Annotated in this window: 25 protein-coding genes and 1 pseudogene; 16 read left to right on the top strand and 10 right to left on the bottom strand. The window is 72.2% G+C overall.

What is annotated here, in order from left to right; all coding sequences use genetic code 11:
* Positions 1-76: 76 nt before the first annotated feature.
* Positions 77-1747 carry a beta-N-acetylhexosaminidase gene (locus tag ACZ6KF_RS07990; RefSeq protein WP_469237730.1) on the bottom strand — a complete coding sequence of 557 codons (1671 nt, stop codon included), beginning with the start codon at positions 1745-1747 and terminating at the stop codon, positions 77-79.
* Between the two features lie 154 nt (positions 1748-1901).
* On the opposite strand from ACZ6KF_RS07990, the gene ACZ6KF_RS07985 reads away from it, so the two are divergent.
* The 10 genes and pseudogenes from ACZ6KF_RS07985 (at position 1902) to ACZ6KF_RS07940 (ending at position 8820) form a co-directional block, all read left to right on the top strand.
* On the top strand, positions 1902-2399 hold the full coding sequence (locus tag ACZ6KF_RS07985; protein WP_469237728.1) for a 2-oxo-4-hydroxy-4-carboxy-5-ureidoimidazoline decarboxylase: 498 nt from the start codon (positions 1902-1904) through the stop codon (positions 2397-2399).
* Positions 2400-2676: 277 nt separating this feature from the next.
* The gene (sdhC, locus tag ACZ6KF_RS07980) at positions 2677-3057 is read left to right on the top strand and encodes a succinate dehydrogenase, cytochrome b556 subunit (RefSeq protein ID WP_356627382.1); all 381 of its coding nucleotides are present in this window, start codon (positions 2677-2679) and stop codon (positions 3055-3057) included.
* 5 nt (positions 3058-3062) lie between these two features.
* On the top strand, positions 3063-3545 hold the full coding sequence (locus tag ACZ6KF_RS07975; protein ID WP_356627383.1) for a succinate dehydrogenase hydrophobic membrane anchor subunit: 483 nt from the start codon (positions 3063-3065) through the stop codon (positions 3543-3545).
* Positions 3546-3567: 22 nt separating this feature from the next.
* A complete protein-coding gene (gene sdhA / locus ACZ6KF_RS07970) occupies positions 3568-5322 on the top strand; it encodes a succinate dehydrogenase flavoprotein subunit (protein ID WP_356627384.1) in 1755 nt (584 codons plus the stop codon).
* Positions 5322-6086, top strand: a complete 765-nt coding sequence (locus ACZ6KF_RS07965) for a succinate dehydrogenase iron-sulfur subunit (RefSeq protein WP_356627385.1) — start codon at positions 5322-5324, stop codon at positions 6084-6086. Before sdhA ends, ACZ6KF_RS07965 begins: the two co-directional genes overlap by 1 nt.
* 129 nt (positions 6087-6215) lie before the next feature.
* Positions 6216-6539: pseudogene (locus ACZ6KF_RS07960) on the top strand (Uma2 family endonuclease); the annotation flags it as partial.
* Positions 6540-6589: 50 nt separating this feature from the next.
* Positions 6590-7000, top strand: a complete 411-nt coding sequence (locus tag ACZ6KF_RS07955) for a VOC family protein (protein WP_356627386.1) — start codon at positions 6590-6592, stop codon at positions 6998-7000.
* Between the two features lie 97 nt (positions 7001-7097).
* Positions 7098-7505 carry a hypothetical protein gene (locus tag ACZ6KF_RS07950; RefSeq protein WP_356627387.1) on the top strand — a complete coding sequence of 136 codons (408 nt, stop codon included), beginning with the start codon at positions 7098-7100 and terminating at the stop codon, positions 7503-7505.
* Positions 7502-7996: a thiol-disulfide oxidoreductase DCC family protein gene (locus ACZ6KF_RS07945; protein WP_356627388.1), complete on the top strand. Its 495-nt coding sequence runs from the start codon at positions 7502-7504 to the stop codon at positions 7994-7996. The genes ACZ6KF_RS07950 and ACZ6KF_RS07945 overlap by 4 nt, the downstream gene beginning before the upstream one ends.
* Positions 7997-8007: 11 nt before the next feature.
* Entirely contained in the window at positions 8008-8820 is an 813-nt protein-coding gene (locus ACZ6KF_RS07940; protein WP_356627389.1) for a TetR/AcrR family transcriptional regulator, read from the top strand.
* Here ACZ6KF_RS07940 and ACZ6KF_RS07935 read toward each other — a convergent pair.
* Positions 8813-11221, bottom strand: coding sequence for an MMPL family transporter (locus ACZ6KF_RS07935; protein WP_469237882.1), 2409 nt, complete (start codon positions 11219-11221; stop codon positions 8813-8815). The genes ACZ6KF_RS07940 and ACZ6KF_RS07935 overlap by 8 nt on opposite strands.
* 185 nt (positions 11222-11406) lie before the next feature.
* Here ACZ6KF_RS07935 and ACZ6KF_RS07930 point away from each other — a divergent pair, with 185 nt between their 5' ends.
* Together ACZ6KF_RS07930 and ACZ6KF_RS07925 are read left to right on the top strand one after the other, a co-directional pair.
* Positions 11407-12096, top strand: a complete 690-nt coding sequence (locus ACZ6KF_RS07930; protein ID WP_469157486.1) for a response regulator transcription factor — start codon at positions 11407-11409, stop codon at positions 12094-12096.
* On the top strand, positions 12093-13568 hold the full coding sequence (locus ACZ6KF_RS07925) for a sensor histidine kinase (protein WP_356627391.1): 1476 nt from the start codon (positions 12093-12095) through the stop codon (positions 13566-13568). Before ACZ6KF_RS07930 ends, ACZ6KF_RS07925 begins: the two co-directional genes overlap by 4 nt.
* Before the next feature lie 184 nt (positions 13569-13752).
* On the opposite strand, the gene ACZ6KF_RS07920 is transcribed toward ACZ6KF_RS07925, so the two are convergent.
* A complete protein-coding gene (locus ACZ6KF_RS07920; protein ID WP_469237726.1) occupies positions 13753-15069 on the bottom strand; it encodes a metallophosphoesterase in 1317 nt (438 codons plus the stop codon).
* A gap of 34 nt (positions 15070-15103) precedes the next feature.
* Positions 15104-15343 carry an SCO4848 family membrane protein gene (locus tag ACZ6KF_RS07915; protein ID WP_356627393.1) on the bottom strand — a complete coding sequence of 80 codons (240 nt, stop codon included), beginning with the start codon at positions 15341-15343 and terminating at the stop codon, positions 15104-15106.
* A 91-nt stretch (positions 15344-15434) separates the two neighbouring features.
* Here ACZ6KF_RS07915 and ACZ6KF_RS07910 point away from each other — a divergent pair, with 91 nt between their 5' ends.
* Positions 15435-16781, top strand: a complete 1347-nt coding sequence (locus ACZ6KF_RS07910) for a D-alanyl-D-alanine carboxypeptidase family protein (protein WP_469176174.1) — start codon at positions 15435-15437, stop codon at positions 16779-16781.
* On the opposite strand, the gene ACZ6KF_RS07905 is transcribed toward ACZ6KF_RS07910, so the two are convergent.
* Entirely contained in the window at positions 16723-17706 is a 984-nt protein-coding gene (locus ACZ6KF_RS07905) for a YihY/virulence factor BrkB family protein (protein WP_469237723.1), read from the bottom strand. The genes ACZ6KF_RS07910 and ACZ6KF_RS07905 overlap by 59 nt on opposite strands.
* A 196-nt stretch (positions 17707-17902) precedes the next feature.
* On the opposite strand from ACZ6KF_RS07905, the gene ACZ6KF_RS07900 reads away from it, so the two are divergent.
* A complete protein-coding gene (locus ACZ6KF_RS07900; RefSeq protein ID WP_469157489.1) occupies positions 17903-18664 on the top strand; it encodes a decaprenylphospho-beta-D-erythro-pentofuranosid-2-ulose 2-reductase in 762 nt (253 codons plus the stop codon).
* A gap of 139 nt (positions 18665-18803) precedes the next feature.
* Here ACZ6KF_RS07900 and ACZ6KF_RS07895 read toward each other — a convergent pair whose 3' ends face one another.
* The 3 genes from ACZ6KF_RS07895 to ACZ6KF_RS07885 form a co-directional block, all read right to left on the bottom strand.
* A complete protein-coding gene (locus ACZ6KF_RS07895; protein ID WP_356627397.1) occupies positions 18804-19382 on the bottom strand; it encodes a 2'-5' RNA ligase family protein in 579 nt (192 codons plus the stop codon).
* Positions 19383-19662: 280 nt separating this feature from the next.
* Complete coding sequence (gene trpS / locus ACZ6KF_RS07890) at positions 19663-20676, bottom strand: tryptophan--tRNA ligase (RefSeq protein ID WP_356627398.1); 1014 nt, start codon at positions 20674-20676, stop codon at positions 19663-19665.
* Between the two features lie 540 nt (positions 20677-21216).
* Entirely contained in the window at positions 21217-22668 is a 1452-nt protein-coding gene (locus tag ACZ6KF_RS07885; RefSeq protein ID WP_356627399.1) for a glycine hydroxymethyltransferase, read from the bottom strand.
* Positions 22669-22922: 254 nt separating this feature from the next.
* Between ACZ6KF_RS07885 and rocD the strand changes: the two genes are divergently transcribed.
* Positions 22923-24146 (top strand): ornithine--oxo-acid transaminase, encoded by a 1224-nt coding sequence (gene rocD / locus ACZ6KF_RS07880; RefSeq protein ID WP_469237721.1) that lies wholly within the window; start codon positions 22923-22925, stop codon positions 24144-24146.
* On the opposite strand, the gene ACZ6KF_RS07875 is transcribed toward rocD, so the two are convergent.
* Both ACZ6KF_RS07875 and ACZ6KF_RS07870 read right to left on the bottom strand, forming a co-directional pair.
* On the bottom strand, positions 24143-25327 hold the full coding sequence (locus ACZ6KF_RS07875; protein ID WP_469237719.1) for a glutathionylspermidine synthase family protein: 1185 nt from the start codon (positions 25325-25327) through the stop codon (positions 24143-24145). The two genes, rocD and ACZ6KF_RS07875, sit on opposite strands and share 4 nt — an antisense overlap.
* A gap of 12 nt (positions 25328-25339) precedes the next feature.
* Positions 25340-25651, bottom strand: a complete 312-nt coding sequence (locus tag ACZ6KF_RS07870) for a hypothetical protein (protein ID WP_356627402.1) — start codon at positions 25649-25651, stop codon at positions 25340-25342.
* Positions 25652-25887: 236 nt separating this feature from the next.
* On the opposite strand from ACZ6KF_RS07870, the gene ACZ6KF_RS07865 reads away from it, so the two are divergent.
* Positions 25888-26613, top strand: coding sequence for an isocitrate lyase/PEP mutase family protein (locus ACZ6KF_RS07865; RefSeq protein ID WP_356627563.1), 726 nt, complete (start codon positions 25888-25890; stop codon positions 26611-26613).
* Positions 26614-26683 lie beyond the last annotated feature (70 nt).

Genomic DNA, 26683 nt, shown 5'->3' with positions numbered 1-26683 from the left:
CTTACTGCGCGCTACGCCGCCGTAGTGTCACTGGGGTCCACGAGAGAGCGTTTTCAGCCATCCGGGGGCGGTCGGCTCACTCGAGCCGGTCGGCCAGTTTCCGGAAGTCCGCCCAGGAAAGGCCGGGCTCGTCCGGGTTCCAGAGTTTCTGCACGGTCGCCCGCAGCGGCATCCGGATGCCCGCGGCGACCTGTTCCTGCGTCTGGGAGCCGGCGAGGTCGCACCAGACGGCGAAGGAGCCGCCGAGGATGCGGTCGTCGTAGGAGGCCGGGACCGGCTCGGTGCCGCGCAGCACCCGCGGGGTCCACTGCTCGTAGATGCGCTGCCCGGTCGGGTAGACGAAGGTCTGCGGCTGGCCCAGGACGTAGTAGAGGAACTCGTCGTTGTAGTTGATCAGCTCGCGGCCCGCGCTCAGGTACTCGGCGGGCGGGCGCGCCCCGATCTCCTTGCCGGTCCAGTACGCGACCTCGACGTCCTCGTCGGGCCGCACAGACGTGCCGGCGTAGAAGCCGTCGTTCCACGCGCGCGGGACGCGGCCGTGGGCACGCACGGCGGCGGCGCGGTCGTTGAGCCAGCCGGTTGCGAGGTCGGCCACGGTCGCCCCCTCGCCGTACTTCTCGCGCGCTGCGGCGGCCAGCTGCGGATAGGACGCCTCCGGGTCGGACGCGGTCAGCGCCCGGTACTCGTCCCCGCCGAGGTGCCAGCGCCCGCCGGGAAACAGGCCGGCGTACTCGTCGAGCAGCTCGTCGACGAGCTTCCCGGCGGCCGGCTCGGAGATGTCCACGGCGCCGGTCGCCGCGGTGCCCCGCGCGTCGCGCAGCTGCAGCTCGGGGTGGGCGGCGAGCACGGCGCCGAGGTGGCCCGGCGAGTCGATCTCGGGCACGACCGTGATGTGCCGGCTCCGGGCCAGCCGCACGATCCGCCGCACCTCGGCCCGGGTGAGGTGCTGCTCGGACACGACCTCCGGGTGCGACCGCGACTCGATCCGGAAGCCCTGGTCGTCGGAGAAGTGCAGGCCCAGCTCGTTGAACTTCAGGTCGCCCAGCTCGCGTATCCGGTCCTCTATCCAGCCGGCCGTGAAGTGCTTGCGCGCGATGTCCAGCATCAGCCCGCGCCGCGCCTTGGCCGGCGCGTCCCGCACCACGCCCTCCGGCGCCGCCGCGCCGCCGCGCACGGCCTGCTTCAGGGTGCGGGTGCCGTAGAAGACCCCGGCCTCGGCGGGCGCGGCGACGGTGACCCGCCCGCCGCGCACGGTCAGGGTGTACGACTCCGGGTTGGCGCCCCTGCTCGCGTTGAGCCCCAGGCGCAGGTCGCCGGCGCGCTCGTCGCCGCGCTCCCCGGCGTACGCCATCCCCAGCTCGCCCGCGATTAGCCGGCCCTCGTCGGCGAGCGCCGGGTCGTCCACGACGACGCGGTGACCGCGCGCGGGCCGCCAGCCGGGGCCGCGCGCGGGGACGTGCTCACGGACGGCGGGGATGGTCAGGGGCGCGCGGGAGAGGGCGTAGGAGCGCGAGGGGGCCGGCGTCGGGCTCGGGGCGCGCGCGGCGCCCGCGCCGGGCCCGGAGGACTCGCCGGACGCGGCGGACGTACGGTCCGAGGGCTGCCGTACGGCGCCCGTGGGGGCCCCGCCCTCACCGCCGGAGGCCCACAGCCCGAGGCCCGTCGCGCACACGACGACCCCCGACCCGATCAGCAGCGCCCTGCGCCGCACGGTCCCGTCCGACGCCCTGCGCCTGTGCCGGCTCATGGAGCCAACCTACGACCGAACCATCCGGAGGGTGTCCACCGCACGGTACGAAACTCTCCCGTCCGGGTGAATTTGGGGCAACCCTCGGACAGGTCGTGACCGGTGTGGATAACGTGAGCGCATCTCTCTCACACCATCCCCTGCCGACACCCACGTGACACGCCTCCTTCCCGAGCAGACGCGCGCCGCACCGTCCCCTCTGCGGCGCTTCAACACCGACCCCGAGGACGACGTCCACCGCGCCCTCCTCGCCTGCCTGCGCAGCCCCCGATGGGCCCGCCGGGTCGCCGACCACCGCCCCTACCCCGACCTGGACGCCCTGCTCGCCGCGTCCGACGAGGCCGCCTACGACCTCGCCCCCGCCGACCTCGCCGAGGCCCTGGCGGGCGAGTCCCTGCCCCCGGTCCCGCCCGGGACCTACTCCGCGGCCCACACCGCCCTGCGCGCGGCCCACGCGGCGTACGAGGCGCGCTTCGGCCATGTCTTCGTGATGTGCCTGGACGGCGTCCCGGAGCGGGAGGCCCTCGACCACGTCCTGGCCGGAATCCGGTCACGTCTGGCCAATGATCCGGAGGACGGGCGGATCGTCGCCTGGGAGGAACTCCGCCGCCTGGCGAAGCAGCGTCTGGGCGAGCGGCTCGGGGGTGTCTGACCGGGACGGCGCAAACCCCCGGCCGGCCCGGGCGGCGGTTTCCGCCGTCCCGGTCATGCGCCGGCCTGCGCCGCGCCCGGCGCATAACGCCACATTCCGGTACGCAAGCCGCCAACGGTGAGCCATACGCGTGCCAGTTTGATCACACCGAGAGACCCCGGCGAGGCTGAGCGCCACCGCATCGCTACGATGCTGGGGGCCGGTGGACCGTACCCGGCCGGGCCCGTCCGACGCCGAAGCCGGCAGGCCCCTATCCCCGCTCCCGGAGGGTTATTCCGTGCCGGCTGGAACGCTGTACCGCGGCCGGGAAGGAATGTGGTCCTGGGTGGCTCACCGAGTCACCGGCGTCCTCATCTTCTTCTTCCTGTTCGTGCATGTACTGGACACCGCACTCGTCCGTGTCTCCCCCGAGACCTACGACGAAGTCGTGGCGACGTACAAGACGCCGATCGTCGCCCTGCTCGAGTACGGCCTCGTCGCCGCCATCGTCTTCCACGCGCTCAACGGCCTGCGTGTCATCGCCGTCGACTTCTGGTCGAAGGGTCCCCGCTACCAGAAGCAGATGATGTGGATCGTCGTCGGCCTGTGGGCCGTACTGATGGCCGGGGCGATCTACCCCGTCCTCGGCCACGCCGCTCGTGAACTGTTCGGGAGCTGACGCCCATGTCCACCACTGAGACCACCGCTTCCGGGATCGGCCCCGTCGAGGGCGGCTCCGTCCACACGGTCGACAACCCGGCGCCCCTGATCGAGGCCCCGCGCATGCGGACCAAGAAGACGCCCAAGTCGACGCGCGGCAACTTCGAGCTGGCCACCTGGCTCTTCATGCGCCTGTCGGGCGTCCTGCTGGTCGTCCTGGTCATCACCCACCTGCTGATCCAGCTCGTGCTGGACGGCGGTGTGTCGAAGGTCGGTTTCGCCTTCGTCGCCGGCCGCTGGGCCTCCCCCTTCTGGCAGGTCTGGGACCTGCTGATGCTGTGGCTCGGCATGCTGCACGGCGGTAACGGCCTGCGGACGATCATCAACGACTACGCGGAGCGCGCGAACACGCGACTGTGGCTGAAGGGCCTGCTGTACACCGCCACGGTGTTCACCATCCTGCTGGGCACGCTGGTGATCTTCACCTTCGACCCGAACATCCGCTAGGCACGGGGCTGAGGTATTCCTGATGAAGATCCACAAGTACGACACCGTCATCGTCGGGGCCGGCGGCGCCGGCATGCGCGCGGCCATCGAGTCCACCAAGCGCAGCCGCACCGCGGTCCTCACGAAGCTCTACCCGACCCGGTCCCACACGGGCGCCGCGCAGGGCGGCATGGCCGCCGCGCTGGCCAACGTGGAGGAGGACAACTGGGAGTGGCACACCTTCGACACGGTCAAGGGCGGTGACTACCTGGTCGACCAGGACGCCGCCGAGATCCTGGCGAAGGAGGCCATCGACTCGGTCCTCGACCTGGAGAAGATGGGCCTGCCGTTCAACCGCACCCCGAACGGCACGATCGACCAGCGCCGCTTCGGCGGGCACAGCCGCAACCACGGCGAGGCCCCGGTCCGCCGCTCCTGCTACGCGGCCGACCGCACCGGTCACATGATCCTCCAGACGCTGTACCAGAACTGCGTCAAGCACGGCGTGGAGTTCTTCAACGAGTTCTACGTCCTGGACCAGCTGATCACCGAGGTCGACGGCGTCAAGAAGTCGGCCGGCGTCGTGGCCTACGAGCTGGCGACCGGCGAGATCCACGTCTTCCAGGCGAAGTCCGTGATCTACGCGTCCGGCGGCTGCGGCAAGTTCTTCAAGGTCACGTCGAACGCGCACACGCTGACCGGCGACGGCCAGGCGGCCGTGTACCGGCGGGGCATCCCGCTGGAGGACATGGAGTTCTTCCAGTTCCACCCGACCGGCATCTGGCGCATGGGCATCCTGCTGACGGAGGGCGCCCGCGGCGAGGGCGGCATCCTGCGCAACAAGGACGGCGAGCGCTTCATGGAGAAGTACGCGCCGGTCATGAAGGACCTCGCGTCCCGTGACGTCGTCTCCCGCTCCATCTACACGGAGATCCGCGAGGGCCGCGGCTGCGGTCCCGAGGGCGACCACGTCTTCCTGGACCTCACGCACCTCCCGCCGGAGCAGCTGGACGCGAAGCTGCCCGACATCACCGAGTTCGCGCGGACCTACCTGGGCATCGAGCCGTACACCGACCCGATCCCGATCCAGCCGACCGCGCACTACGCCATGGGCGGCATCCCGACCAACGTCGAGGGCGAGGTCCTGGCCGACAACACCACCGTCGTCCCGGGTCTGTACGCCGCCGGCGAGGTCGCCTGCGTGTCCGTGCACGGCGCCAACCGGCTGGGCACCAACTCGCTGCTCGACATCAACGTGTTCGGCAAGCGGGCCGGCATCGCCGCCGCGGAGTACGCGCAGAAGGCGGACTTCGTGGAGCTGCCGGAGGCGCCGGAGGCGTTCGTGCTCGGGCAGATCGAGCGGCTGCGCACCTCCACCGGCAACGAGCGGGTGGCGGAGCTGCGGCGCGAGCTGCAGGAGACCATGGACGCGAACGTCATGGTGTTCCGCACCGAGCAGACGATCAAGGCCGCGGTCGAGAAGATCGCCGAGCTGCGCGAGCGCTACAAGAACGTCGCGATCCAGGACAAGGGCAAGCGGTTCAACACCGACCTGCTGGAGGCCATCGAGCTGGGCAACCTGCTCGACCTCGCAGAGGTCATGGCGGTGTCCGCCCTCGCCCGCAAGGAGTCCCGCGGCGGTCACTACCGCGAGGACTACCCGAACCGCGACGACGTCAACTTCATGCGCCACACCATGGCCTACCGCGAGGTCGGCGCCGACGGGTCGGAAACCGTCCGTCTCGACTACAAGCCGGTCGTCCAGACCCGCTACCAGCCGATGGAGCGTAAGTACTGATGGCTACCCCTGTTCTGGACAAGGCCGAGGCGGACGCCCGGGCCGCGTCGCCCTACATCACCGTCACCTTCCGGGTGCGCCGTTTCAACCCGGAGGTCTCGGCGGAGGCGACCTGGGAAGACTTCGAGCTGGAGATCGACCCCAAGGAGCGCGTCCTCGACGGTCTGCACAAGATCAAGTGGGACCTGGACGGTTCGCTGACCTTCCGCCGCTCCTGCGCGCACGGCATCTGCGGCTCGGACGCCATGCGGATCAACGGCAGGAACCGCCTCGCCTGCAAGACGCTGATCAAGGACATCAACCCGGAGAAGCCGATCACGGTCGAGCCCATCAAGGGCCTCACGGTCCTGAAGGACCTCGTGGTCGACATGGAGCCGTTCTTCCAGGCGTACCGGGACGTGATGCCGTTCCTGATCACGAAGGACACCAACGAGCCGACGCGCGAGCGGCTGCAGTCCGCGGAGGACCGCGAGCGCTTCGACGACACCACGAAGTGCATCCTCTGCGCGGCGTGCACCTCGTCGTGCCCGGTGTTCTGGAACGACGGCCAGTACTTCGGCCCGGCGGCCATCGTCAACGCCCACCGCTTCATCTTCGACTCGCGCGACGAGGCCGGTGAGCAGCGTCTGGAGATCCTGAACGACCGCGACGGCGTCTGGCGCTGCCGCACGACCTTCAACTGCACGGACGCCTGCCCGCGCGGCATCGAGGTCACGAAGGCGATCGCCGAGGTGAAGCGAGCGCTGATCACGCGCCGGTACTGAGCCGTAGGACGTACGCCGTACGTCGCAGAGGCCCCTTCTCCGATCCGGAGAAGGGGCCTCTGGCATATGCCACACCATCGGGTGAGCTGCGGGGAAACGACGGGCGGGTGGTGCCCGGCCTACGATGCGGACGCCGATTACGAGGACCACTACGTCGAGAACAGCTGCTACGACCCGGTCTGCTTCCGCATGGTCCTGGAGGTGACCTCCAGCGATTGGCGTTCCGACCTCAAGACCGAGGTCGGCGCGTACGCCGGGGCACAGGTTCCGGTCTACGTGATCATCGACCGCAAGCACCAGCGCCTCCACGTCCTGACGGATCCGGCGGGGGAGGACTATGCGAACCATCGGGTCCACGCCCCCGGCGAACTCGCCACTCTGCCCGACTCCATCGGCGCCGAGATCACCTTGGACGTGGCGCAGATCCTCCAGGACGGGCAAGCCGAGCGCTGACCGTCGTGTCGACGGGCCGTGCCGCACGGGACGGCCCTTAATCTGACGACATGTCAGATGACCAGTCGTACGAACTGCTCGGATTCGACAACGTCCTGCTGCCCGTCGGGGACCTCGGCGCGGCCGTGGCGTTCTACGAGCGGGCGGGGTTCTCGGTGGGGTTCCGGCTGGACGAGGCCGGGATCGCGCTACTGAAGGTCGGGGGCGAGACGCCGGGGATTCTGCTCCGGCAGGAGGACGAGCTCGGGCACCGGCCGCCACCCTGGCCCTCCCCCCGCGTCTGGCTGGAGGTGCCCGACGCGCGGACGGCGGCCCTGGTGCTCGCCGGCGCGGGGATCGCGCCGCTGGAGGAGCCCGCCCCCGTCGCCACCGGCTGGGCGGTCGAGATCGCCGACCCGTGGGGCAACGTCATCGGCTTCACCGACTACACCAAGCGGCCCGAGCTGGGGCGCCGCCCCTGACGCCCCACCACCCCACCCTGATGTTGAACACGTTCAAAAACAGCGCTACAGTTCCGACTGTCAGCGTTTTTGAACGCGTTCAAGAAAGGTGGGGGGCATGGACCGCACGGTCGTCGCCTACGTCATCTACCTGGTCGTCAGCATCGGTCTGACCATCTGGGTGGCCCGCACGCTCAGCCGGAACGGACGGGTCTTCCTGGCCGACGTGCTGCACGGCAACGAGAAGCTCGCCGACGCCGTCAACCACCTCCTGGTGGTCGGCTTCTACCTCGTCAACCTCGGCTTCGTCGCCCTCTACCTGAGCGACGACGACACCGTCACCGACACGCGCGGCGTCTTCGAGGCCCTGTCCACCAAGCTCGGCGTGGTGCTGCTGGTGCTCGGCGTGATGCACCTGGCCAACGTCTACGTCCTGAACCGGATCCGCCGCCGCGGGGTGATGGAGCGCGAGCAGACGCCGCCGGTCGCGCCGCAGGGCTGGGTCGCCCCGACGGCCGGGGCATGAGCACCGCGACCGCCGCCGGGGGCCGGGACGCCGCGCGCGTCCCGGTCCGCGGGCTGACCGTGCTGTACGACGCCGCGTGCCCGCTCTGCACCCACCTGCGCGACTGGCTCGCCCGCCAGCGGCAGCTGGTCCCGCTGGAGTTCGTGCCCGCCGGCTCCGACGAGGCGCTGCGGCGCTTCCCTGGCCTGGACCACCGGTCCACCCTCGAGGACATCACCGTCGTGGGTGACGCCGGGCAGGTGTATCAGGGACCGGCCGCGTGGATCGTGACGTTGTGGGCGCTGCGCGAGCACCGGGGACTCGCGCATCGCCTCGGCACTCCGGCCGGGGCCCGGCTCGCCAAGGGCGCGGCGCTGGCCGCCGCCAAGTGGCGGGGTGGGCAGTGGGGCGGGCAGGCGTACGCGCGGGCGGACGGGTGGTCGTACGACCCGAGCCAGGGCTGGTCGTACCGCCCGCCGGGCTGTGACGGCGGCGTCTGCGCCACTGGCTAGGCTCTCCTTCCGTGCCCGCGAACCAGCCCCGTGACGAAGCCCGCGCCCCCGCTCCCGTCCCCGACGGACCGCCGCCCGTCCCCGACGGACCGCCGCCCGGGGACGGCGGCACGCCGAGCAAGTCGGAGCAGACCCGCGCGCTGATCCTGGAGACGGCGATGCGGCTGTTCCGGGAGCGCGGCTACGACCGCACGACGATGCGGGCCATCGCCAAGGAGGCCGGGGTCTCCGTCGGCAACGCCTACTACTACTTCGCCGGCAAGGAGCACCTGATCCAGGGCTTCTACGACCGGGTCGCCGCCGAGCACCGGGCGGCGGTGGTCGAGGTCCTGGACCGGGAGACCGACCTGGAGGCTCGGCTGGCGGGGGTGCTGAAGGCGTGGCTGGAGGTGGCGGAGCCGTACCACGAGTTCGCGGTGCAGTTCTTCAAGAACGCCGCCGACCCGGACAGCCCGCTCAGCCCGTTCTCCCCGGAGTCTCAGCACGCGCGCGAGGAGGCCATCAGCGTCCACCGGGAGGTGCTCGCCGGCTCGAAGGCCAAGGTGCCCGAGGAGCTGCGGGAGGTGCTGCCCGAGCTGATGTGGCTGTCCCAGATGGGCCTGGTGCTGTACTGGATCTTCGACCGCACCGAGGGGCGCTCCCGCAGCTACCGGCTCGCCGAGCGGGGCGCCCGGCTCACCTCGCGCGGTGTCGTGCTGGCCCGCTTCCGGGTGCTGCGGCCCCTGGTGCACGAGGTGCACGAGCTGTTCACCGACTTCCTGCCGGGGATGACCCGGGCGCTGCCCGACCCCGGCAGGAAGCCGCCTGCCGATCCGGTCAGTTGACCGCGTCGACCTCGTCCCCGGTGACCGCCGTCAGCTCGACGTCGTGCACGAGCGGCCCGTCGCCGACCATGACGTGCCGCGCGCGGGAGGCGTACGGCGTGGCCGTCGCGGCCAGCAGATACGTTCCCGGGCCGGGCACCGTGACGATGTAGGAGCCGTCGGCCAGGGACGTCACGCGGTCCAGCTGCCGGCCGCCGCGCGTGAGCAGCGTGACCGCCGCGTCCGCCACGGGCTCGCCGTCGGCGGTGCGGATGAAGCCGTGGACGACGGACGCGGGACCGTCGGGCGCCGGCTCGGACTCGGGCTCGCTCGGCTCCACCGCCAGGTGCGGCAGCCGCTTGTCCAGCCAGGCGGGCAGCCACCAGTTGGAGTCGCCGAGCAGGTGCATCGCGGCCGGCACCAGGGCCGTGCGCAGGATGAACGCGTCCAGCGCGACCGCCGCCGCCAGGCCGATGCCGGCCATCGCGCCCTCCATGTCGCCGCTGAGGACGAAGGCGGAGAACACGCAGATCATGATGAGGGCCGCGCAGTTGATGACCCGGCTGGTCTCGGCGAGGCCGACCCGCACCGCGCGGGCGTTGTCGCGGGTGTGCACCCACTCCTCGTGCATCCGGCTCACCAGGAACACCTGGTAGTCCATGGAGAGGCCGAACAGCAGCGACAGCATGATGACCGGCAGGAACGCCGTGATCGGGCCCTCCTTGCCGATGCCGAGCAACTCGGTGCCCCAGCCCCACTGGAAGATCGCCACCAGCACGCCGAACGACGCGGCGGCGGCGACGAGGTTCATCAGGGCCGCCGTCAACGGCACGACCAGGGAGCGGAAGGCGACGAGCAGCAGCAGGAAGCCGAGGGCGATGATCGTGGCGACGAAGTACGGCAGCCGGTCCCCGGTCACCGACGCGAAGTCCTTGAACACCGCCGTCACACCGCCCACATGGGCCTCGGCGCCGGACTGCGGGATGACGTCCTCGCGCAGCGTGTCGATCAGCCGGTCCGTCTCCTCCGACTGCGGCGACGTCGTCGGCACCACATGGATCACCGAGACGCCGTTCGCGGGCGGCACGGCGGCCACCTGGGCGACGCCCTCGGTGGACTCGATGCGGGAGACGAGGGAGTCGGGCGCCGGGCCCTTCACGACGACCTGGAGCGGACCGTTGACGCCGGGGCCGAAGCCTTCGGCGAGCAGGTCGTACGCCTGCCGGGTGGTCGTCGACTCCTGGTGGTTGCCCTGGTCGGTGGCGCCGAGCCGGATCGACAGCAGGGGGATCGCGAGGGCCGCCATGAGGACGACGGCGAGCGCGGCGACCGGCCACGGACGCCGCTGCACGAACGCCGACCAGCGCGCCGCGAGACCGCTCGCCTCCTCCGGCTCCGGTCCCGTCGCGGCCAGCCGGCGCCGCTGCCGGCGGCTGAGCACCCGCATGCCGAGCAGGCCCAGCAGCGCGGGCAGCAGCGTGACCGCGGCCAGCACGCTCAGCACCACGGTCAGCGAGGTCGCGATGACGACGCCGTCCAGGAAGCGCAGGTTCATCACCAGCATGCCGGCGAGCGCGATGCACACCGTGCCGCCGGCGAAGAGCACCGCGCGGCCGGAGGTGTTGAGGGCGGTCTGCACGGACTTCTCCGGCGGGACGCCGCGCAGGATGCCGCGCCGGTGCCGGGTGACGATGAACAGCGCGTAGTCGATGCCGACGCCGAGGCCGATCAGCGAGCCGAGCAGCGGGGCGACCTCGGGGACGTTGGTGACATGGCTGAGCAGGATCGTCGCCAGCATGCCGATGCCGACGCCGAAGACCGCCACGACGATCGGCAGCATCATCGCGAACAGCGAGCCGAACGCCAGGAACAGCACGATCGCCGCCGCGACGATGCCGACCAGCTCGGCGGTGCCGGCGGGCGGCTCCTGGGTGCGGGCGATGGCCTGGCCGCCCAGCTCCACCTGGAGTCCGTCGCGTTCGGCCGCCTGCGCCGTGTCGACCACCTCCTCGACCAGCTCCTTCGGGACGGCGTTCGCCTCCTCCCGGAAGGTGACCTGCGCGTACGCGATCCGCCCGTCCCGGCTGATCTGCGCCGCGCCGCGCTCGTCGTAGGGCCCGGCGACCTCGCCGACGCCCTCCATGCGGCCGATCTCCGCCAGTGCGGGCTCGATCCGGGACCGTACGTCCGCGTCCCGCACCGAGCCCTCGTCGACCCGCCACACCACCGTGTCGGTGTCCCCCGCGCGCTCCGGGAAGGCCTCCTGGAGCAGGTCGTTCGCGCGCTTGGAGTCCGTGTCGGGCAGGGAGAACACGTTCGCGTAGTCCGTGCCCGCCGAAGTGGCCGTGAAGCCGAGGCCGAACAGCGTCCCCACCCACAGCAACAGGACCACCAGCCGGTGCCGATAGCACCACCGTGCCAATGCCGTCACGCTCAACGCTCCTTCATCGATCTCTTCGATCGCTCGATCGGTCGGTTGGTCCCCCAGGTCCTGGGAAGAAGCATCGACGGCGGCGCCAGTGCGGCGACACCAACCGCACGTGACTCTCAAGGAACTCCAAAGCACCCGCGGGCCCGGTGGCCGGCCCGTGCGCCGATACTGGGGGCATGACGACGGCTCCCGGCACCGTGCTGGTCGTGGAGGACGAGGTGAGCATCGCCGACGTCCTCGCGATCGCCCTGCGCTACCACCGCTTCGAGGTCATGACCGCCGGGAGCGTGCGCGAGGCGCTCACCCTCGCCGGGCGCACCCGCCCGGACGTGGCGCTGCTCGACGTGATGCTGCCGGACGGCGACGGCCGCGCCCTCGGGCGGGAGCTGCGCGAGCGAACACCCGGTCTGGCGCTGGTGTTCCTGACCGCGCGGGACTCCCCGGCGGAGATCGTCGGCGCGCTCGGCTTCGGCGACGACTACATCACCAAGCCGTTCAACATCGACGAGGTCGTCGCCCGGGTCGGCGCGGTGCTGCGCCGCACGCGGCCCGCCGACGTCCTGCCGCAGCGCCCGCCGCTGCGGTACGGCGATCTGGAACTGGACGAGACGACGTACTCGGTGCGCCGCGCGGGCCGTTCGGTCGAGCTGACGCCGACGGAGTACGCGCTGCTGCGCTTCCTGGTCCGCAACGGCGGCCGGATCGTGCCCAAGGAGCAACTGCTCCGGCACGTCTGGCAGTACGAGCACGCACCGGCCGAGTCGACGGTCGTGGAGACCTACATCAGCTATCTGCGGCGCAAGCTGGACACACTGGGCCCGCCGGTGATCACCACCCGGCGGGGCGTCGGATACGGGCTGGCGTGAGGCGCTGCTCCGCGCGTCACCGGCCGCACGGGCTGCACTCCCTGCGGGCGAAGCTGACGCTGGCGAACGTGCTGCTGCTGGCGATCGGCGTCGTCGTCGCCACCGTCGTCAGCGTGATGGGCATGCGGCTGTATCTGCTCGACGGCATCGACCGGGAACTGATGTCCACACGCGACTCGGTCGGCGAGTCGGGGCTGACGTTCCGGCAGGTCGACTCCCTGTCCGCGCTGTTCACGCTCAGCGAGCGGCTGTCGCCCGGCTCCGGCGCGGACGCCGGGCGGGGCATGCCCGGTTCGCCGGTGCGGGGTTCCGTGTTCGCGGCGCTGGACCCGTCCGGGCGCGCGGCGACCATCGGCGGGTTCGAACCCACGGACACCCAGCGGGCGCTGGCCGACGCGGTGGACGACCCGGACGCGCTGGCCGACGGCGCCGAGCCGCGCGACGTCGAGGTCGAGGGCGACCGCTACCGCGTCACCGCCGGGCGGCTCGCCGACGGCACGACCGTCCTGTTCGGCACCTCCGTGGAACCGCTGCACCACATCGTGCAGCGGGCCGTCAAGCTCGACCTGGCCGTCGGGACGGTGCTGCTGGGGCTGCTGGCCTGCATGACGATGTGGGGCGTGCGCAGCAGGATGCGGCCGCTGGAGGACATGGTGGAGACGTCCACCGCGATCGCCGAGGGCGACCTGACCCGGCGGGTGCCCTCCAGGCGGGAGACGTCCCTCGAGGTCGAGCAGCTGCGGCTGGCCCTCAACTCCATGCTCCAGCAGGTGGAGGCGGCGTACCGCACGCGCGAGCACAGCGCGGCCCAGCTGCGCCGCTTCGTCGCCGACGCCTCGCACGAGCTGCGCACGCCGCTGTCCGCGATCCGCGGCTATCTCCAGCTGTACGACCAGGGCATCCTGCGCGATCCCGAGGAGCGCAGGCGCGCCTGGGGGCGGGTGCTGGCGGAGGTGGACCGGATGGGCCGGCTCGTCGACGAGCTGCTCACCCTGGCCCGCCTCGACCAGCAGCCCCAGCTCCGGTTCCGCAACGTCGATCTGAGCCGCCTGGTCCGCGAGGCGGCGCAGGACCTGCGGGTGCAGCAGCCCGGACGCCCGGTCACCGTCGACGCCGAGGGCGCCCTGCTGGTCCACGCCGACGAATCGGGCCTGCGTCAGATACTGGGCAATCTCGTGGCCAACGTCCGCGTCCACACCCCGGCGGACGTGCCGGTGCGGCTGGCGGTGGAACGGTCGGACGGCGTCGTACGGCTCTCCGTGGCCGACGAGGGCCCCGGGCTGGCCCCCGAGGACGCGGCCCGCGTCTTCGACCGCTTCTTCCGCGCGGGCGGCGGCGCGGGCAGCGGCCTGGGCATGGCCATCGTCCAGGGCGTCGCCCACGCCCACGACGGCGAGGTGACGGTGGACACGGCGCCGGGCGAGGGGCTGCGGGTGACGGTGACGCTGCCGGGGCGGGTCCCGGCGGGTTGAGGGGCGGGCGCCGGGACCGGGCCGGTTCCGGCGCAGGGCCGAGATGGGGCCGGTTCCGCGCCGTAGGGGGATCGGGTCGCGCCGGGCCGCGTCGGCATCAGGGGCGCCGGGACGGGGCCGCCCTGACGCCGGGAAGCCCGCACGCCGGGAGGTCCCGTCGGCGCGCGGCCGGGCCGGGCTTCGGTCAGCGGGTCGAGGCCAGCTGGATCACCGTGATGTCGGACGGGGCCCCCACGCGGGTCGGCGGGCCCCAGGCGCCCGCGCCCCGGCTGACGTACAGCTGCGTGTCGCCGTAGCGCTCCAGGCCCGCGACGGTCGGGTTCGGGCCGGCGGCCAGGAGGTTGCCGGGCCACATCTGGCCGCCGTGGGTGTGGCCGGAGAGCTGGAGGTCGACGCCGTGCTCGACGGCGTCGTGGATCTGGACCGGCTGATGGGCCATGAGGACGCACGCGCGGGCCGGGTCGCGGTCGCCCAGGGCCCTGGCGAAGTCGGGGCCCTGGCCCTCCTCCTCGCCGGCCAGGTCGTTGACGCCCGCCAGGTCGAAGTGGGGCAGTTCCGTGCGGGCGTTCTCCAGCGGGCGCAGGCCGAGCCGCCGTACCTCCTCGACCCACTGCTCCGCGCCGGAGAAGTACTCGTGGTTGCCGGTGACGAAGTACGCCCCGTGCCGCGCCCGGAGCCCGGCGAGGGGCGCCGCCGCGGGGCCGAGGTCCTTGACGCTGCCGTCGACCAGGTCGCCGACGATCGCGATCAGGTCGGGCTGCGTGGAGTTGATGGTGTCGACGACCTTCTGGGCGAACCCGCGCCCGAGCACCGGCCCGAGGTGGATGTCGCTGACGACCGCGATCCGGAAGCCGTGCGCCGCGCGCGGAAGCCGGGCCAGCGGCACGGTGACCCGCTTGACCTGCGGGCCGCGCAGCACCCCGTACGTGCCGTAGCCGACCGTGCCGACCGCCGCCGCGGCGGCGGCGCCCGCGACGACCCGGGAGACGAAGAGACGACGGGAGGGGGCCGGGGCGGGGACGGCGGCGTCCCCCTGAACCGGTGCCCGCTCGTCGGGGGCGGGCTTGGGTTCCGGCTTGGGTTCGGGCCGGCGGGGCGCGGACTCGGCCGGGACCGCGCCCGCGGGTATCGGCTCCGCCCGTGGCGCCTCCGCCTCCGCCTCCCCTGCGACCGGTTCCCGCCGTGCCGCCCGCCGTTCCAGGAACAGCCGCAGCAGCGGCCGTACCGCCTCGCCCGCGAGCAGTGCGAGCAGCAGATAGACGGCCAGCGCCAGCCACATGAACCCCGGCCACGCCAGCGTGCGCTGGAGCCAGAACGGCGCGCCGGTGCGCTCGGCCACCAGCGCGCCCACCGCCAGCAGCCAGCCGCCCGTGACCAGGACCGCGCCCAGGCGCCGTGCCCAGCCCGGCCGTTGCGTCGTGTCGCGGAACAGGCGCCGCCACAGATACCAGTTCGCCGCCACGAGAACGCTCACCGCGACGAGCAGGAAGACGATCACCATGCCCTTGTTTCTCTCCTCGAAATGGGGCCGGTTGCTAGGAAGTGCGGCGCAATGCGCGCAGTCCGCGCAACCCGATGGCCCCGATGACCGTCCCCCATACGAAGGAGACGACGGCGAGCGTCAGATGCACCCAGAAGTACGCCGTCGGATCTCCGTCGTCGAACGCGAGCCCGCTGCTGTCCTTGAACAGGTTTTTGACGAAAGTGACCCAGATGACCCAGCTCCACACCCCGAAGGCGAGCAGGAACCAGGAGACCGGGCGACCGAGTTTCATGCGTCCAGTATCGCCGTCGCGTGTCCGGTTCCATGGCCGGGGTGGGGAGCGGGTGCGGACTTCCCGCGCACTGCCCTGTACTTTCTCGGTCGTGCCCGCACCCACACAGACCGCCAGGCGATCACTGCTGGCCGCTTCCGCGACGATCCTGTCCCTTTGCCTGACCTCGCTCGCCGTGTCGGCCGCGCCCGCCGCCCACGCGGCGCCGGCCGAGCCGAGTCCGTCGGCCAGTCCCTCGGCCAGTCCGTCCGCCACTCCCCCACCGGGCATGTCGACCATCGGCGGGGAGCGGCTCGGCGAGCCCGGGACGCAGGTGAACCTCGCCGGCGGGGTGCCGGTGCTGCCCAAGGACGTCACCGCTCGGTCCTGGATCATCGCCGACGCGGAGTCGGGCGAGGTGCTCGCCGCGCACAACGCCCACTGGCGGCTGGCCCCGGCGAGCACCCTGAAGATGCTGTTCGCGGACACGCTGCTGCCGAAGTTCCCGCGGACCACGAAGCACAAGGTCGCCCGCGAGGAGCTGGAGGGCATCGGCTCGGGTTCCAGCCTCGTCGGCATCGTGGAGAACGAGACGTACACCGTCCACGACCTGTGGCTCGGCGTCTTCCTGCGCTCCGGCAACGACGCGGTGCACGTGCTCTCCGCGATGAACGGGGGCGTGAAGAAGACCGTCGAGGAGATGAACGAGCACGCCGCCGAGCTCCAGGCCCTCGACACCCACGTGATCAGCCCGGACGGCTACGACGCCCCCGGCCAGGTCTCGTCCGCGTACGACCTGACGCTGATCGCCCGTTCCGGACTGCAGAAGAAGGACTTCCGCGAGTACGCGGCGACGGTGACGGCCAAGTTCCCGGACCGGACGAAGAAGAACAAGAAGGGCAAGCGCGTCCGGGGCTCGTACGAGATCCAGAACACCAACCGGCTGCTCACCGGCGACACCGGCATCCCCCAGTACCAGGGCATAGCCGGCGTCAAGAACGGCAACACCACCCACGCCGGGGCCACCTTCACGGGCGTCGCCGAGCGGAACGGCAAGGTGCTGCTGGTGACGGTCATGAACCCGCAGAAGCGCGAGTACAACCAGGTCTACAAGGAGACCGCACGACTGTTCGACTGGGGCTTCAAGGCCGCCGGGAAGGTGGAGCCGGTCGGCGAGCTGGTCCCGCCGCGGAGCGCCGTGCAGGCGAGCCCCCGGCCCGGCGCGACGGCCTCCGGCGACGCGGGCGCCGCCGGTGAGGCCGGTGGCGCGGCGGTCTCGGGCGGCGGCTCGGCCGAGCCGGTGGCGAGCACGACGACGCAGAGCGGCTCCAGCGGCATGGGCGTCGCCCTCGCGATCGCCGGCGGTGTGCTGGTGCTGCTGGCGGGCGCGGCGTTCCTCGTCAACCGCCGCTGGCCGCTGCCGGATCTGGTGCGCCGGGGCCGGACGCCCCGCCCTTGACCCGCCCGGCGCCGGCGTCCCGCGGGCCGTCCTCCCGCGGGCCGTCCTCCCGCGGGCCGACCTCCTGCGGACCGTCCTCCGCCTTGCTCGGCGTGGCGGTCCAGGCGGCGCAGTACAGGACCAGCTTCGAGGTGAAGTTGATCCACAGCAGCAGGGCGACGGGGACGCCGAACGCGCCGTACATGCTCTTCGCGGCCACCCCCTGCACATAGCCGCTGAGCAGCATTTTCAGCAGTTCGAACCCGACCGCGCCGATCAGCGCGCCGACGGCCAGCCGACGACGGGTCGGCTCGACGCCGGGCAGCAGGGTGAGGACGTAGAGCAGGAGCAGGAAGTCCGCGAGCACGGCGACGGCGAACGCGGCAAGCCGCAGCAGGAAGCTGCTCCAGCCGTGCTCGTCGAGGCCGATGAGGTCGGCGATCCCGCCGACGGCGGCCGAGGCGACGGTGGAGGCGGCGAGGGTGAGGAGCACCGCGCCGCCGAGGCCGAGCAGGACGACGCCGTCCTTGGCCCGGTGCAGGAACGGGTTCTCCTCGTCGTCCGGCAGCTCCCACACCGCCCGCAGGCAGCCGCGCGTGGAATCGACCCAGTTGATGCCGGTGAACAGCAGCAGCGCGCCGGCGATGAGGCCGACGGTGCCCGCGTTGTCCACCAGGGAGCTGATGTCGAGCCGGTCGGAGAGGCCGGCCTGCTCGGCGATGCGGTCCTGGAACTCACGCTGCTGCTCCTCGCTCAGCGCCGCCGCGCCGATCGCGGCGCTCACGGTCAGCAGCGGGAACAGCGCGACGAAACTGGTGAACGTCATCGCCGCGGCGAGCCGGGTCCACTTCACCCGGTCCAGCCGCTCGTACGACCGCCATGCGTGCGTCTCCATCAGCCGGGCCGCCCACGGGCCGATGACGGGGAGCGTTTTCAGCCAGTCCATGATCGTCCCTGCCCTCGCTGCCGGCGCCGGTCGTCACTGAACCTCCTGCCCCGGATCGGCGGTTCGGCGACCCCCGCTGTACGACATCCCATTAATCACCCGTTTCGCGGAGTCGGTTGATGTTATGGGACAAACTCCTCAAGAGTGGCGATACGGTCGCGGGCGTCTCTGGTCGTACGTCGCACAAGGAGCTGTCGTGCAGGACGCCTTCGGAATCCCCCGCTCCCTCCTCGTCCTCGGCGGCACGTCGGAGATCGCGCTGGCCACCGCCCGCCGGCTGATCGTCCGAGGCGCCCGGAGGGTGTGGCTCGCCGGACGTCCCTCGGCCGCCCTGGAGCGGGCCGCCGAGGGCCTGCGGGGCCTCGGCACGCAGGTGCGGATCGTCGCCTTCGACGCGCTGGACCCGGAGTCCCACGAGGCGGTGCTCGGCAAGGTGTTCGCGGAGGGCGACATCGACCTGGTGCTGCTCGCCTTCGGGCTGCCGGGCGACCAGGCCCACGACGAACGCGACCCGATGAGCGCGGTGCGCGTGGCGCAGACCAACTACACGGGGGCCGTCTCCGCGGGCCTGGTGGCCGCCGCCGCCCTCCAGGGGCAGGGGCACGGCTCGCTGGTCGTCCTGTCCTCGGTCGCCGGCGAACGCGCCCGCCGCGCGGACTTCATCTACGGCTCCAGCAAGGCCGGCCTCGACGCCTTCGCCCAGGGCCTCGGCGACGCGCTGTACGGCACGGGCGTGCACGTCATGGTCGTGCGCCCGGGCGCGGTCCGGCCGCGGACGGCGGCGGGCCGGGAGCCGTTCACGACAACGCCCGAGGCGGTCGCCACGGCGATCGAGCTGGGCCTGCGCCGCCGCTCGGAGGCGGTGTGGGCGCCGGCGTCGCTGCGCCCGCTGATGGCGGCCCTGCGTCACCTCCCGCGCGCGGCGTACCGCCGGCTGCCGCCGGCGACGACGGGCTGACCGGCGGGACCGGGCGGCCGGGTGACCGGCCGGGGCGACTGTCCCGCGACCGGCCCGGTGACCGGCATGGCGGCTGCGCGGCCGGGCCGGGTGACTGCCTGTCCGGCCCGGCGGGGGGCCGGACAGGAGGCCTCTCGTCCTAGCGCGTCGACAGGGGGCCGCGCTCCACCCGGCCGCCCTGCGGCGGTACGACCGTCGAGCCGAAGACGAAGTCCCGCAGCTTGCGCCAGACGCCGTCGGCGCCCTGCTCGTAGAGGGCGAACCCGGTGCAGGACCACTCGGCCTCGTAGTCGGCCAGCTCCTCGAAGGCGCGGTCCATGGCCGCCTCGTCGATGCCGTGCGCGACGGTGACGTGCGGGTGGTACGGGAACTGCAGTTCGCACGCGACGGGCCCGGAGGCGTCGCGGACCTGCTTCTGGAGCCAGGTGCAGGCCTCCGCGCCCTCGACGACCTGGACGTAGACCACCGGCGACACCGGGCGGAAGGTGCCGGTGCCGGACAGCCGCATGACGAACGGCCGGCCGTGGGCGGCGACCTCCGCGAGGTGCGCCTCGATCGCCGGCAGCTCCGCGGCGTCCACCTCGGTCGGCGGCAGCAGCGTGACATGGGTGGGGATGCCGTGCGCGGCGGCGTCGCCGAAGCCCGCACGCCGCTGCTGGAGCAGGGTGCCGTGCGGCTCCGGGACCGAGATCGACACACCGATCGTTACGGTCCCCACGTCGTCTCCTGTCGTCGTGCCGGATCGAATACCGGATCGAATACCCGAGGGAATGCCGGGTGGATTGCCCGGTGGCTGCTGGGTCCGCGGCGCCCGCTCCCGGCGCGCCGCGCGTGATGCGTCGAGCGTTTTGTGTCCCGTTTCGTGCGGTGTACGGCCGTCCGGCTATCGACTGTACGGCTCCGGCCGGGCCATGGGCAGGCGCAGCCGTAGTGATGTGCAGCGCTGTGCGGCGCGCCGCACGCCGGGAACGGGCCCGGCGTGCGTTCCGGACCTCGGCTCAGTGCTTGGCGGGCAGGAAGCCCACGCGCTCGTAGGTCTGCGCCAGCGTCTCCGCCGCGACGGCGCGCGCCTTCTCCGCGCCCTTGGCGAGGACGGAGTCGAGCGTCTCGGGGTCGTCCAGGTACTGGTGGGTGCGCTCCCGGAACGGCGTCACGAAGTCGACCACGATCTCGGCGAGGTCGGTCTTGAGCGCGCCGTAGCCCTTGCCCTCGTACTTCTGCTCGAGCTCGGCGATCGAAGCGCCGGTGAGGGTGGAGCAGATGGTGAGCAGGTTGCTGACGCCCGGCTTGCCGGCCGGGTCGTAGCGGATGACGGTGTCGGTGTCGGTGACGGCGCTCTTGACCTTCTTGGCGGTGGTCTTCGGGTCGTCGAGGAGGTTGATCAGGCCCTTCGGCGTGGACGCCGACTTGCTCATCTTGATCGACGGGTCCTGGAGGTCGAAGATCTTCGCCGTCTCCTTGAGGATGTACGGCTTCGGGACCGTGAACGTCTCGCCGAACCGGCCGTTGAAGCGCTCGGCGAGGTCGCGGGTCAGCTCGATGTGCTGGCGCTGGTCCTCGCCGACCGGGACCTCGTGGGCCTGGTAGAGCAGGATGTCGGCGACCTGGAGGATCGGGTACGTGAACAGGCCGACGGAGGAGCGGTCGGCGCCCTGCTTGGCGGACTTGTCCTTGAACTGGGTCATGCGGGAGGCCTCGCCGAAGCCGGTGAGGCAGTTCATGACCCAGGCCAGCTGGGCGTGCTCGGGCACGTGGCTCTGCACGAACAGGGTGCAGCGGTCCGGGTCGAGGCCGGCGGCGAGGAGCTGCGCCGCGGCGAGCCGGGTGTTCGCGGTCAGGCCCTTCGGATCCTGCGGGACCGTGATCGCATGCAGGTCCACGACCATGTAGAACGCGTCGTGGGTCTCCTGGAGCGCCACCCACTGGCGGACGGCGCCCAGGTAGTTGCCGAGGTGGAACGAGCCTGCGGTGGGCTGGATTCCGGAGAGCACGCGAGGTCGGTCAGAAGCCATGCTCATCATTCTCTCAGGTCTCCGGCCTCGTTCCGGAACTGGCCGGAAACAGGTGGGAACCGATTCGTCTCGCGCGGTGTAACAAGACCGTGAGGACGCGGGAGGGGGCCGCATCGCCGATGAGGCCGCGGTGGTCGCACGGGTACCCGCCGGGGAGCCGGAGGCGTACGCGGAGCTGGAAGTCCCGGCTGAACCGCGCGCCGCGCAGGCCCAGCCGTCTGTTGCCGGATTTCGAGCCTCGGGGGCGGGGAGGCGCCGACGCTCCTCCGGCCCGTCGGAGCGGCCTCGGGTGCCGCTTCCGCATCGGGCGCCGACGCCGGAGCGCCGGCGGCTGGTGGGGGGCGCTTCCGGGGGCGGTGGCCGGTGCGGGGCCGGCGCTGCTGGTGCGGCCGTTCGTCGCCGGGCGGATAACGGGGCGCCGGCCGCGGCCCGCGCCGGGCCCCCGGCAGGGCTCGACGTCTGAGGCGACGAGCCTCGGGGACGGGCGCGCCGGGGACGGACAGGAGCGTCCGTCCCCGGCGCACCGAAACCGAGCGGGCGTCAGCCGAGGTCGATCTCCGGGTAGAGCGGGAAGGCCGCCACCAGGTCCGTGGCGCGCTGGGAGATCTCCTCCGCCACCTTGGCGTCCAGCACGTGGGAGGCCTTGGAGGGGGCGCCCGACTTGGTGGTGCCCGGCTCGGTGGTGGTGAGGACGCGGTCGATGAGACCGGCGACCTCGTCCATCTCCGCGGTGCCCAGGCCCCGGGTCGTCAGCGCGGGCGTGCCGATGCGGATGCCCGACGTGTACCAGGCGCCGTTCGGGTCGGCCGGGATGGCGTTGCGGTTGGTGACGATGCCGGAGTCCAGGAGGGCGGCCTCGGCCTGGCGGCCGGTGAGGCCGTAGGAGGTGGCGACGTCGATCAGGTTGAGGTGGTTGTCGGTGCCGCCGGTGACCAGGGTGGCGCCGCGCTTCATCAGGCCCTCGGCGAGGGCGCGGGAGTTGTCGACGATGCGCTGGGCGTAGTCCTGGAAGGAGGGCTGCCGGGCCTCGGCGAGGGCGACGGCCTTGGCGGCCATGACGTGCGGGAGCGGGCCGCCGAGGACCATCGGGCAGCCGCGGTCGACCTGGTCCTTGAGGGAGTCGTCGCACAGGACCATGCCGCCGCGCGGGCCGCGCAGCGACTTGTGGGTGGTGGTGGTGACGATCTGCGCGTGCGGCACCGGGTCGAAGTCGCCGGTGAGGACCTTGCCGGCGACGAGACCGGCGAAGTGGGCCATGTCGACCATGAGCGTCGCGCCGACCTCGTCGGCGATCTCCCGCATGATGCGGAAGTTCACCAGACGGGGGTAGGCGGAGTAGCCGGCGACGATGATCAGGGGCTTGAACTCGCGGGCGGTCTCGCGCAGGCGGTCGTAGTCCACCAGGCCGGTCGACGGGTCGGTGCCGTAGGAGCGCTGGTCGAACATCTTGCCGGAGATGTTCGGGCGGAAGCCGTGGGTGAGGTGGCCGCCCGCGTCGAGGGACATGCCGAGCATGCGCTGGTTGCCGAAGGCACGCCGCAGTTCGGCCCAGTCGGCCTCGGTGAGGTCGTTGACCTGGCGGACGCCGGTCTTCTCCAGGAACGGGGCCTCGACCCGGTCGGCGAGGACGGCCCAGAAGGCGACGAGGTTGGCGTCGATGCCGGAGTGCGGCTGGACGTAGGCGTGACGGGCGCCGAACAGCTCGCGGGCGTGCTCGGCGGCGAGGGACTCGACCGTGTCGACGTTGCGGCAGCCGGCGTAGAAGCGGCGGCCGACGGTGCCCTCGGCGTACTTGTCGCTGAACCAGTTGCCCATCGCCAGCAGCGTGGCCGGGGAGGCGTAGTTCTCGGAGGCGATCAGCTTGAGCATCTCGCGCTGATCGGCGACCTCCTGGCCGATGGCGTCGGCGACGCGCGGCTCGACGGCGCGGATCACGTCGAGGGCGGAACGGAAGGCGGTGGACTCGGTGGAGAGGGGCTGCTGGTCTGACATGTCGGCCTCCGGGCGGCGTGGCTTTCAGCGTTCGCGGATCACGGTTCGGCCCAGGCGCACGGCACTCGCTCGGCGGCCCCCGTCCTCGGGTCCCCCGGGGCCGCTCCCCGATGGTCGGTCCCATCCCAGCGCGCCAGTCACGGCCCGCCGTCAGCCTACCGGGCGCGCCGTACCCGCGGGTTCCCGCGTCCATCATGCGAGCGACGGTAGGAAGAGAGGCGTCCCTCCCGCCGGGCCCACCCTCTGGAGACGCCGTGACCGCTACGGAAGACCTGATCGCCGCCGCAGAGGCGCACAGTGCGCGCACCTACCACCCGCTGCCGGTGGTCGTGGCGACGGCGGACGGGGCCTGGATGACGGACGTGGAGGGCCGGCGCCATCTGGATCTGCTGGCCGGCTACTCGGCGCTGAACTTCGGGCACGGCAACCGCAGGCTCGTCGAGGCGGCGAAGGCACAGCTGGAGCGGGTCACGCTGACGTCCAGGGCGTTCCACCACGACCGGTTCAGCGCGTTCTGCGCGGAGCTGGCCGAGCTGTGCGGGATGGAGATGGTGCTGCCGATGAACACCGGCGCGGAGGCGGTGGAGACGGCCGTGAAGACCGCGCGGAAGTGGGGGTACCGGGTCAAGGGCGTGCCGGCGGAGATGGCGAAGATCGTGGTGGCGGGCGGCAACTTCCACGGCCGTACGACGACGGTGGTCGGCTTCTCCACGGATCGGGAGGCGCGGGCGGACTACGGTCCCTACACGCCGGGCTTCGAGATCGTGCCGTACGGGGATCTCACGGCGATGCGGGCGGCGATGACGGAGAACACGGTCGCGGTGCTGCTGGAGCCGATCCAGGGCGAGGCGGGGGTGGTGGTGCCGCCGGCCGGTTATCTGCCGGGGGTGCGGGAGCTGGCGCGGGAGCGGAACGTGCTGTTCGTGGCGGACGAGATCCAGTCGGGTCTGGGGCGGACGGGGCGGACGTTCGCGTGCGAGCACGAGGGGGTGGCGCCGGACGTGTACGTGCTGGGGAAGGCGCTCGGCGGCGGGATCGTGCCGGTGTCGGCGGTGGTGTCGAGCGCCGAGGTGCTCGGGGTGTTCCGGCCCGGGGAGCACGGGTCGACGTTCGGCGGGAATCCGCTGGCGTGCGCGGTGGCGCTGGAGGTGATCGCCATGCTGCGGTCGGGCGAGTACCAGGCGCGGGCGGCGGAGCTGGGCGGTCATCTGCACCGGGAGCTGGCGGCGCTGGCGGCGACCGGGCGGGTGACGGCGGTGCGCGGGCGGGGGCTGTGGGCGGGGGTCGACGTCGCCCCGCGGTACGGCACGGGGCGGGAGGTCTGCGAGCGGCTGATGGACCGGCGGGTGCTGGTGAAGGACACCCACGGGCAGACGATCAGGATCGCCCCGCCGCTGGTGATCGGGCGGGAGGACCTGGACTGGGGGCTGGCGCAGCTGCGGGCGGTGCTGGGCCGGGGTCCCGGGGACGCCCCCTAGAGGATCACGTGGGGCAGAAAGCGGGCGTACTCGTCGGTGACCAGGCCGGCGGACTCGCGGATGCCGAGGCCCGCCGGTTCGCCCTCCACCACCCAGGCGCCGAGGACGACCCGGTTGCCGTCGAAGTCGGGCAGCGGGGCCAGTTCCTGGTAGCAGCAGGGCTCGTCGCGCAGGGCGGGCTCCGCGCCGGGCGGGTGGACGGTCACGCCCGCGCCCTCCCGGCCGAGCAGGGGCTTGGCGACGTAGCCGGCGGTCGCGGCGAGGTCGCGGGGGCCGTCGAGGTGGGCGGGCAGGAGGTTGGGGTGACCGGGGTACAGCTCCCAGAGGACGGCGAGCAGCGCCTTGTTGCTGAGCAGCATCTTCCAGGCGGGCTCGATCCACAGCGTGGTCCCGGTGCCGCCGCCGTTGTCGAGGGTGTCGAGGACATGGCCGGCGAAGCGGTCGGTGGTGAGCCACTCCCAGGGGTAGAGCTTGAAGATGCTCCGGATGAACCGCAGCTTCATGTCGACGAAGCGGCGGGAGAGGCGGTCCCAGCCGATCTCCTCCATGGAGATCCAGTCGGTGGCGAGGCCGGCCTGTTCCGCGGTCTCCTTCAGATAGGCGACCGTCATCAGGTCCTCGCCGAGTTCGTCGGCGCTGGAGTGGGCGAAATACAGGGGGTTGCCCGGCGGGAGCAGCGCGGCCTGGGCCCCCCAGGCGGCGACGAGGCGTTCGTGCAGGGAATTCCACTGGTCGGCGCCGGGGAAGCGTTCCTCCATCCAGAACCACTGCGGGGAGGCGGCCTCGACCAGGGAGGTCGGGGTGTCGGCGTTGTACTCCAGCAGTTTGGCCGGGCCGCGGCCGTCGTAGCGCAGGTCGAAGCGGCCGTAGAGGGAGGGGAGTTCGGCGCGGCGCTGCCATGCCTCGGCGACGGCCGCCCGGACGCGCGGGTCGGTGATGCCGAGGTCGGCGAAGCGGTCGTGGCGCACGATGTGGTCGGCGGCGGCGAGGCACATGCGGTGCAGTTCCTCGACGACCTCCTCCAGCGCCTCGACCTCCTCCAGGGAGAAGACGTAGTAGGCGCTCTCGTCCCAGTAGGGGCGCAGGGAGCCGTCGGGGTAGCGGGTCAGGGGGTAGATGAGGCCCTGTTCCTCGACGGTCCGCTGCCAGCCGGGGCGGGGTTCGATCGTGCGGCGTTCCATGCGCTGGTCCGGTCAGCCGCCGGAGCTGCCCGAGCAGCCGAAGCCGTCCCGGTCGACGGCCTCGCTGCGGCTGAAGGTGCCGTAGTCGGCCCAGCCGCCGCCGTGGCTGACCTCGGCGTCGTAGTACCAGTCGGCGTCGACGGCGGAGGCGGTGCGGCAGTTCCGGTCGCCGACGATCTTGTAGCCGTTGAGGGTGTCGTAGCTGTCGCGGTCGACGCAGCGGCGGTCGGGCTCGGAGCTGCAGGAGGTGAGGGCCGCGGCCACGACGCCCATGCCGCCGAGCACCACGGTGCTGGAGCGCAGTCGGCGCCGGGTTTCTGCCATGTCCCTGTACCCCCGTGTGACCTGTTCGCGTCCGGCGTCGCGGACCTCGGCCCGCGATCATACGGGACTTGTCCGTGTGCGTTCACCAGCGGGGAGGACGCCGCGGAAGGCCCGCGGGGTTCCGTTCCGGCGCTTCGGCGGACGCGGAGGGGCCCGTCTCGTCACACTGATCACCGTCACGACAGCTGGAACCGGCTGATGGTCAGCCGGCGGATTCCGCCAGGGAGCACCGAATGGTGAGCAAGGCCGAGACCTTCCGCGCACTGCACGTCGACCGCCGGCCGGGCGACCCGCTCGTGTTGCCGGGGCCGTGGGACGCGACGAGCGCGCGCGTGTTCGCCGAGGCCGGGTTCCCGGCCCTGGCGACGACGAGCGCCGGGGTCGCCGCCTGCCTCGGCCACGAGGACGGGCACACCCCCGCCGACGAGATGTTCGCGGCGATCGCGCGCATCGCCCGGGCCGTGGACGTGCCGGTGTCGGCGGACGTCGAGGGCGGGTACGGGCTGGCGCCGAAGGAACTGGTGGACCGGCTGCTGGAGTCCGGCGTGGTCGGCTGCAACCTGGAGGATTCCGAGGGCGGCGCCCTGAAGGACCCGCACCGGCACGCCGACTGGCTGGCCGAGGTGCGGTCGGAGGCGGGCGACCGGCTGTTCGTCAACGCGCGCGTGGACACGTTCCTGTGCGGGATCGCCGACCCGGAGGAGGCGGTCGCGCGGGCGGCGCTGTACATCGCCGCGGGCGCCGACTGCGTGTACCCGATCCTCGCGCCCGTCGACGTGCTGCCGCTGCTGCGGTCCCGGCTCGATGGGCCGATCAACTTCTACGCCACCGCGGACGGCAGTGGCCCGTCGTTCGCCGAGCTGGGCGAGCGGGGCGCCACCAGGGTCACTTTCGGGTCCGGCCTGCTGAGGCGTGCGACCGAGGCGGTCCGGGAGATCGCCGAGGGGTTGCGCATGCCGTGAGCGGACCGCCCGCAGCGGGGGCGCGCCGGTGCGGAAGCGGGGCGCCCCGGTGCGGAACCCCGCACCGGCG

Source organism: Streptomyces sp. NPDC046379 (genome assembly GCF_055587785.1).
Note: the sequence above shows the minus strand (reverse complement) of the source record. Positions and strands in the feature narration are given on the sequence as shown.

Coding starts and splice junctions, on each gene's coding strand:
- ACZ6KF_RS07990 (WP_469237730.1), bottom strand. CDS start 1,747: ATGAGCCGGCACAGGCGCAGGGCGTCGGACGGGACCGTGCGGCGCAGG.
- ACZ6KF_RS07975 (WP_356627383.1), top strand. CDS start 3,063: ATGTCCACCACTGAGACCACCGCTTCCGGGATCGGCCCCGTCGAGGGC.
- sdhA (WP_356627384.1), top strand. CDS start 3,568: ATGAAGATCCACAAGTACGACACCGTCATCGTCGGGGCCGGCGGCGCC.
- ACZ6KF_RS07965 (WP_356627385.1), top strand. CDS start 5,322: ATGGCTACCCCTGTTCTGGACAAGGCCGAGGCGGACGCCCGGGCCGCG.
- ACZ6KF_RS07955 (WP_356627386.1), top strand. CDS start 6,590: ATGTCAGATGACCAGTCGTACGAACTGCTCGGATTCGACAACGTCCTG.
- ACZ6KF_RS07950 (WP_356627387.1), top strand. CDS start 7,098: ATGGACCGCACGGTCGTCGCCTACGTCATCTACCTGGTCGTCAGCATC.
- ACZ6KF_RS07945 (WP_356627388.1), top strand. CDS start 7,502: ATGAGCACCGCGACCGCCGCCGGGGGCCGGGACGCCGCGCGCGTCCCG.
- ACZ6KF_RS07930 (WP_469157486.1), top strand. CDS start 11,407: ATGACGACGGCTCCCGGCACCGTGCTGGTCGTGGAGGACGAGGTGAGC.
- ACZ6KF_RS07920 (WP_469237726.1), bottom strand. CDS start 15,069: ATGGTGATCGTCTTCCTGCTCGTCGCGGTGAGCGTTCTCGTGGCGGCG.
- ACZ6KF_RS07915 (WP_356627393.1), bottom strand. CDS start 15,343: ATGAAACTCGGTCGCCCGGTCTCCTGGTTCCTGCTCGCCTTCGGGGTG.
- ACZ6KF_RS07905 (WP_469237723.1), bottom strand. CDS start 17,706: ATGGACTGGCTGAAAACGCTCCCCGTCATCGGCCCGTGGGCGGCCCGG.
- trpS (WP_356627398.1), bottom strand. CDS start 20,676: ATGGCTTCTGACCGACCTCGCGTGCTCTCCGGAATCCAGCCCACCGCA.
- ACZ6KF_RS07885 (WP_356627399.1), bottom strand. CDS start 22,668: ATGTCAGACCAGCAGCCCCTCTCCACCGAGTCCACCGCCTTCCGTTCC.
- ACZ6KF_RS07875 (WP_469237719.1), bottom strand. CDS start 25,327: ATGGAACGCCGCACGATCGAACCCCGCCCCGGCTGGCAGCGGACCGTC.
- ACZ6KF_RS07870 (WP_356627402.1), bottom strand. CDS start 25,651: ATGGCAGAAACCCGGCGCCGACTGCGCTCCAGCACCGTGGTGCTCGGC.